The sequence below is a fragment of the Proteiniphilum sp. genome, assembly GCF_034331125.1.
GTDB lineage: Bacteria > Bacteroidota > Bacteroidia > Bacteroidales > Dysgonomonadaceae > Proteiniphilum > Proteiniphilum saccharofermentans.
This window is the reverse complement of record NZ_JAXQGC010000002.1, coordinates 23,915-31,663: the sequence shown is the minus strand read 5'-3', so window position 1 is coordinate 31,663 and position 7,749 is coordinate 23,915. Positions and strand designations below refer to the sequence as shown.

5 protein-coding genes are annotated in these 7,749 nt (G+C 40.6%); all 5 read left to right on the top strand.

The window, feature by feature from the left end:
• The first annotated feature begins 99 nt into the window (after positions 1–99).
• The 5 genes from U2P89_RS00285 (at position 100) to U2P89_RS00265 (ending at position 7,702) form a co-directional block, all read left to right on the top strand.
• Positions 100–597 (top strand): BT_3044 domain-containing protein, encoded by a 498-nt coding sequence (locus U2P89_RS00285; RefSeq protein WP_322190317.1) that lies wholly within the window; start codon positions 100–102, stop codon positions 595–597.
• A gap of 132 nt (positions 598–729) precedes the next feature.
• Entirely contained in the window at positions 730–861 is a 132-nt protein-coding gene (locus U2P89_RS00280; RefSeq protein ID WP_322190316.1) for a hypothetical protein, read from the top strand.
• A gap of 444 nt (positions 862–1,305) precedes the next feature.
• Complete coding sequence (locus tag U2P89_RS00275; RefSeq protein WP_322190315.1) at positions 1,306–2,508, top strand: MFS transporter; 1,203 nt, start codon at positions 1,306–1,308, stop codon at positions 2,506–2,508.
• 115 nt (positions 2,509–2,623) lie between these two features.
• Entirely contained in the window at positions 2,624–5,830 is a 3,207-nt protein-coding gene (locus U2P89_RS00270; protein ID WP_019539855.1) for a SusC/RagA family TonB-linked outer membrane protein, read from the top strand.
• Positions 5,831–5,842: 12 nt separating this feature from the next.
• Entirely contained in the window at positions 5,843–7,702 is a 1,860-nt protein-coding gene (locus U2P89_RS00265; RefSeq protein ID WP_322190314.1) for a RagB/SusD family nutrient uptake outer membrane protein, read from the top strand.
• Positions 7,703–7,749: the final 47 nt, after the last annotated feature.

Genomic DNA, 7,749 nt, shown 5'->3' with positions numbered 1-7,749 from the left:
GCAAGCCGGGTGGTGTGAGAGGGCGGGGGAGTAATCCCCCTACCTACTCGATTTTACTTCTCTGTTCTAGGGAAGGTTACAATTCCTTCTTTGGAAGCAGTGATTCCGGCAGGAGAAACACAGGTAAAGTTTCCAATTTATTTAAGCAACCTGGATAAACTTTCTCCTGATTCGATCTATTTTTTGAATTACAAAATAGACCCCACGAAAACGGATGCGTTCAACCCCAGAAAAGATGAAGTATTATTGCGTGTATTCAAAGCGAATGAGTATTCCACTACCCAACGGAATGTTTTTTATAACTACACCTTTTCTTTTGTAACGACCCTTGATTTGAATAATCCTTTAATACGGCGTCCTACCAGTTCTAACCAGGTGTTTCCTTTAGGAGAAAATTCGGTCAGGATGTTGGCCGGTGATGAGGAAATGGGAGAATATAAAACCGCTTTGAATCGTATCAACGAAAGGAGTATCGAGGTAGTAATGGGAGAGCAAACATCAAAAAATTCGATGGTGCGTCACGTGACTATTGAGCCTTATAAAACGATTGATGTAGTTCAGCTCACGCCGACCGATATTTACGATAATACGTTTTGATCAATATTATCTCAACTCCTGATGGCCGTAGTACCTACTATAAAGAGTTTCGATTGCACTATTTACGTATGGAATATAGCCCAAGAGCTGACTTGTTGTAATAATTGTCAAATGGAACAATAAAATAATCGTATGAGAAAAAATATAGTATTATTCGGATTAATCGGAATATTGATCATTGCTTTGGGAGTCAATTCCTGTGCACCCGATTATCGTTTTGTTACCATTAAAATACTTTTACAACCGAAAGTAAAGGGGGTATAGGTGTTCTTTATACACTAAATATTTTTATAATTTGTTTTTATATATGTTTGTTGTTTAATTTTTTTTATTTTTCTTTGTAAGGCTATAAAAAAAGCAAAACTACTTACTCCAAAATAAGAATATTAATGCCATAATGATAAAATTGTAGTCAATGAGAACAAACACAGGCAAGAATAAATTCAACCCCTCTTTTGTGTTAATTAAAGTTAATGGGGGGGGGGGGGCAATTCTCTATATATAGCTTAAAACCCTTATCTCCAATCATTTTTTTCTTCTTTCTCTCCAACAGATATTTTAATAATATTTGTCGGGTTCCCTTTATTCCATATATAAAAACATTTCCAGACAGCATTAGCTACGGCTGTCTGGGAATGTTTTTTTTATGAATGATCCGGTTATAGGAGACTTTGCAATATTAAATAATTAATGATATAAAATTTAATAATGGGAAACAAAAACAAGAAAACACAACTCTCCCTGATGATGTTCTTTCAGTTTTTTATTCAGGGATCATGGTATGTAACCATGGGCACTTACCTGGGACAAACCCTTCATTTCACGGGAGTACAGATCGGATTGGCGTATAGTACGGCAGCCATCGCAGCCATTATATCTCCTGTCATCGTAGGTATGATAGCCGACCGGTTCTTTTCCGCCAACAGGGTACTGGCGTTTTTAAACATAACGGGGGCAGTATTATTAGTCTGGTTGACACAAATTAATAATTTTTCGTTATTCTTTCCTGTGTTGTTGTTATATACAATTTGCTTTATGCCGACCATGTCGCTGTGCAACTCCATCTCTTTTGACAACCTGCTGGAGCCGTCGAAGGAATTCTCCCGCATCCGGCTGTTCGGGTCTTTCGGGTGGATTATTTCCGGGATACTTATCAGTTCCATGAATCTGGAACCATTGTCAACGCCTTTCCTTATCGCTGCCGGCATATCTTTCCTGGCCGGCTTGTATGCTTTCCTTCTGCCCTACAAGGCGCCTGAAAAGCGTGCGGAAAAGGTGACTGTCGGGCAAATACTCGGGTTCGATGCCTTTAAACTTACCAAAGATAAATCGTTCCTGGTATTGCTGGTGTTCTCGGCTCTGACCTGTATTCCACTTGCTTTCTACGATTCTTTTACCAACCTTTTCATAGTCAATGTAGGGATCAATAACGCTGCCGCAGCCATGAGCATGGGTCAGGTTGCCGAAGTGATCTTCCTTTTTGCGTTTCCTCTTCTATTCCTTAAGTTGCGTTACAAGGGAAGTATAGTGTCCGCTATTGTCGCCTGGGTGCTGATGTACGGGTTCTTTGCGCTGGGAGCTCATACGGGACAGACCGGATTCATCTATGCCGTACTGCCGCTCCACGGGTTCTGTTTCACCTTCTTCTTTGTTTCGGGACAATTGTTTGTGGATGAAAAGGCTCCATCGTCACTACGGAATTCGGCCCAGGGCCTGATTGCCTTTGCCACTTATGGGGTAGGGAAATACCTGGGAACACTGGTTGCCGGGAACGTAGTACATCAATACACTGCCGCCCAGGGTGCATACAACTGGGTTGCTGTCTGGATCGTACCCTTTGCTATGGCTGTTGTCATCCTGATCGGGTTTGTTGCCCTGTTCAGAGAAAACGGTAAGACTAAATCTGTATAATACCTTATTAATTTTTTTGCCTATGGATAGATAGATCAGATACCTTTTCAACCGGAAAAGAATATAATAATTGTCATTGAAAAATTATTCTTAAAATTATCTAAATCGTTGAAGCATGAATGAAACATTAACTGTAAATGAAATGAAAACAAAATTGAAACAACATTTATCAAAATTTTTGATGTTCCTGTTTTTTGTGTTGTTGACGGCTTCCGTATCAGCGCAAAAGACCGTAAGGGGAACCGTGAGCGATGTGAACGGGGAACCCTTGATAGGAGTGAATGTAGTAGTGAAAAATGCTGCTACTACTATTGGAACCGTAACGGATGTTGACGGTCAATATTCATTGGAAGTGCCGGGAGAGAATTCTATTCTCGTTTTTTCGTATATCGGGTATAATACCGTGGAAGTGACTGTCGGTACGCAGACCATTATAGATCAAACACTAACGGAAGAGACTCATTTGATTGATGAACTAATTGTAGTCGGATACGGGGTTTCAAAGAAGGAAACGGTAACCGGATCGGTATCTTCTATAAAAGGGGAAGAGCTGATTAAATCGCCTGTTACCAATTTATCAAATGCTCTAGCCGGTCGCTTACCGGGTGTGATCACTTTCCAGAGATCGGGGGAACCCGGATATGACGGATCTACTATTCGGATTCGTGGATCAAATACACTTGGAAATAATGATCCTCTCGTTGTTATCGATGGTGTGGCCGCAAGGGCAGGAGGATTGGACCGGTTAGATCCTAATGAAATAGAAAGTATTTCCGTATTGAAAGATGCTTCCGCAGCTATTTACGGAGCACGTGCGGCAAATGGTGTAATTCTTATTACCACAAAAAAAGGTAAAACAAGTCAGAAACCGCAGTTAACCTATTCTTTTAACCAGGGATGGGCTCAGCCGACACAGTTGCCGAAAATGGCCGACGCCGCGGAATATGCGGAACTCAGGAATGAGTTGATCGTAAATAATGGATTGCAGAATCCTAAAACAGGTATACCGGATGTAGTGGGTGAACCATGGAAAACAGCGGAAGAGATACAGAAATACCGTGACGGATCTGATCCATGGAGATATCCTAATACAGACTGGTTTAAAGAGACGTTTAAAACATGGTCTCCCACATCTGTCCATAATGCGACATTGGAGGGTGGTACAGAGAAATTAAGCTATTTCTCTACATTCGGATATAAATTCCAGGATGGTTTATATCATAACTCTGCAAACAATTATGAACAATTTAATTTGCGTATTAATCTGGATGCGCAATTGAATGATTGGGTAAATATGTCTGTAAATATGTTAGGACGTCAGGAAAATAGGAATTTTCCCAGTCAAGGCGCCGGCGATCTGTTGTGGTTTACTTCCCGTGGCCGTCCTACAGATCCTGCCTATTGGCCTAACGGTTTGCCTGGGCCTGCACAGGAATACGGACGCAACCCGGTTGTTGCAGTAACCGATGAAACCGGTTATACGCGTGACAAAAGATATTATGTGCAGACAAATGCAAGAGTGGAGGTGACGCAGCCATGGATCGAAGGACTGAAATTGACGGCTTCCGTATCTTATGATAAAGCATTCGGGCAGACAAAAAGTTGGTTTAAACCATGGTATTTATATACCTGGGATAATCAGAGCTATGAAGCTGACGGCGTAACACCAAAATTGGAAAAAGCATTGAGTTACCCTTCTCATCCTGATCCATCGTTGAGAATGAATAACTTTGATCAGACAAATATGTTATTGGGAACATTTATCAGCTATGATAAAACATTGGGAGATCATACCCTGAATGCACTTTTGGGTGCTGAGAGTGAAATCGGAGACAAATCCTTTTTTGAAGGATACAGAAGGTATTTCTTATCTTCAGCTCTTGATATTTTCAATGCAGGAGGTGATAAAGAAAAAAATGCAACCAGCGGGGGATGGAATGATAACTGGGAACGTGCCCGTATGAATTATTTCGGACGTTTTTCCTATAATTATAAAGAAAAATACCTTACTGAATTTGTATGGAGGTATGACGGATCATATATGTTCCCAAAAGAAAACCGGTTTGGATTTTTCCCGGGAGTCTTGTTAGGTTATCGTATTTCTGAGGAGGATTTTTGGCGCAATAATCTTTCCTTTATAAATTATTTCAAGCTAAGGGCTTCATGGGGACAACTTGGGAATGATCAGGTATGGTATGATGATCAGTTGCGTGAATATCAATATCTTCCTACTTATTATTACGAGTGGGGATATATCATAGATAATGAAGATGTAAAAGGGCTCAGGATCAGTAGGTTCCCTAACGAAAAAATTACATGGGAAAGAGCAAATAATTTCAATATCGGTTTTGACGGACAAACTTTGAAAAACCGTTTGTATTTTGAATTTGACTATTTCTACAACAAACGTTCGAATATCCTGTGGAGAAGAAATGCCTCTATTCCTGAAACGGCCGGTTTAACGCTGCCTGCTGAAAATATTGGTAAAGTGGACAATACCGGTTTTGATTTTAATATTTCATGGTCAGATAATATAGAGGATTTCAAATATAATATCGGTATTTCGGGTGGTTATGCCAAGAATACCATTAAATTCTGGGATGAATCAGCCGGCGCACCCGAATGGCAAAAATCAACAGGACATCCGATGAATACCGGATTATATTATGAGTTTGATGGTGTTTTTAAGGATTGGGCCGAAATTAATGATATTGCCAATCGTCCGAATTATGACGGTATTACCGATGATGCCAGCCTGCAACCCGGAGATATGAAATTCAAAGATATAGATGGGGATGGGAAAATTACTCCGGACGATAGAAGACGTTTTGATAAAACCAACGAACCCAAGTGGACTTATGGATTGAATGCTTTTATGCAATACAAAAACTTTGATCTGACGATTTTGTTTCAGGGTGCTGCTGACGCATGGACAAAAGTTTATTTTGATTCCGGTGATATCGGAAACTACTCGAAAAGAGTTTATGATAATCATTGGTCGGTCGATAATCCAACCAGTGAACATCCCCGCGTACATGAACGTCAGAAATATTACTGGGATAGTGGGACAGGAGCCAACAATACCTACTGGATGGTGAATACGGATTATTTGAGATTAAAAAATATTGAATTGGGATATACATTGCCACGCCATATTGTAGATAAAACTCTGTTCTTTAGTCATATGCGTTTATATGTAAATGGTGTGAATCTTTTTACCATCTCTCCGTCTAAAGAGATCGATCCGGAAAGTACCAGTGCGAATGCAACCAATTATCCGCAATCGAGAGTTATAAATCTTGGTTTTTCATTAACATTCTAAATTTTACGAAAGATGAAAAAGAATATTATATTTTTGTTTTCTTTTTTCCTTTTTGTATTGGTAGCATGTGATCATGACTTCATGGATACCAAACCCAAAACGGAAATAACAGCAGATGATATCTGGAAAGAAAGCAGTTTGGCTGAGGCCTATATGTTTGATATTTATTTTACCTTCCAGGACGCAGGTTTTACTGAAGAGCTACAAGCCTCGGCAACTGATGAAGCGTTGTTTACACATGGTCGTGAATTTCGTGAAACCAATGCAGGTGCAATAACGGATGTGAATCTTGGCTGGTTTGGTAAGACCCAGAGCGGACACCAATGGGCAAGGCTCTATAGGAATATCCGATCCTGTAATGATTTTATAGAAAATATTGATAACGCTGAATTTGATGAAAGATATAAAATCCAATTGAAAGGGGAAGCCTATTTCTTACGTGCTTATTTCTTTCACCGTCTGACCAGAGCGTTTGGTGGTATTCCATTGCAGTTGAAAGTCACCCAACTGACAGATGATCCTGAAAGTTTTCTGATCCCCAGATCTTCATACACAGATTGTATAGATCATATTTTAAGTGATCTCGATGAAGCTGCTGATTTATTGAAAGACAGAACATTTGCCAATACCCAAAAAGGACGTGCAACATTGGCTGCCGTGAAAGCTCTGAGGGTACGTGTGCTGACTGATGCGGCAAGCGATTTGCATGATGAAGCTACGGCAACAGCCAAAGTGCCCATCTTTAATTCTTATCCCAATAAGGAGTTGTTGTTTTATACCAAAGGGTCAAGGGCCGAGAGATGGAATGCTGTGAAAACTGCCGCAAAGGACTTAATGGATAATCCGTTGGGGCATGCTGTGCCTGATTTCGGAGGAGCTGGTTTGTCTGTAGAGGAAAAAGCCGATGCAATCTGGTCTTTTTTCCTGAAAGATAGTCCTGATCATATTTTCTCACGTTACTTCATTGATACCAAAGATGAAAGCGGAACGAAAATGCCACTTTTCAATGGCCCTTCCGGATATCATGCATGGGGCGGTAATACTCCGATACAGGATTTTGTAGATGCTTTTGCTATGGAAGACGGTAGCAAATTCGACTGGAATAATCCTGAGCATAAAGCAGCTCCGTACAAAAACAGGGAGCCCCGTTTTTATGCTACGGTAATGTACGATGGTATGCAATGGATACAACGTCCCTCCGATTATGCCGTGGCTGATCCTACCGGTACCATCCAAACAGGATATTATCAGTTAGATCCTGCTTCAAACGATTTATACCCAGGTATGGATACAAGGACAGGTGGTGGTGAAAACTGGAATGCTACCTATACCGGATATTATCTGAAAAAATTTATCAATCCTGCTGCTGGGGATCACCGTAATAAGATTAATGCTGTCTTTCCGTTTATCCGTCTTTCGGAGGTATATATGAACTATATTGAAGCATGTATTGAATTGGGAGAATTGGACGAAGCCAAAGAATACCTGAATCAGATGCGTGAAAGCGTAGGGATGCCGGATGTTACGACATCCGATCAGACTGAGTTACGTAGGATTTATCAAAATGAGCGGAGACTGAATTTTTATTTCGAAGAGCATCGTTACTGGGATGTCCGTCGTTGGATGATCGCTCCGTCAGCTCCCGGATTGAACAGCCTGACGGGAATCCGTGTAACGGCTATGTTAAAATCCGGCGTAGGAAAACAAGAGCGGTATGCACATGATGAATCGCGTTGGAATTATACGTATGATGTTGTACCTGTTACCCAGGAAGGGAGGAAATGGGAAAATAAATGTTACTTTTTACCTATCCATCGTGATGAGATAAACAGAAATAAGAATCTTATCCAAAATCCGGGATACGGGGAATGATAACTGATTCAGACTGTCCGGAAATATAATAGGATTCAAAACAATTC

Excerpts from the sequence above, each read along its gene's own strand:
- U2P89_RS00275 (WP_322190315.1), top strand. The coding sequence starts at position 1,306 with ATGGGAAACAAAAACAAGAAAACACAACTCTCCCTGATGATGTTCTTT.
- U2P89_RS00280 (WP_322190316.1), top strand. The coding sequence starts at position 730 with ATGAGAAAAAATATAGTATTATTCGGATTAATCGGAATATTGATCATT.
- U2P89_RS00265 (WP_322190314.1), top strand. The coding sequence starts at position 5,843 with ATGAAAAAGAATATTATATTTTTGTTTTCTTTTTTCCTTTTTGTATTG.
- U2P89_RS00270 (WP_019539855.1), top strand. The coding sequence starts at position 2,624 with ATGAATGAAACATTAACTGTAAATGAAATGAAAACAAAATTGAAACAA.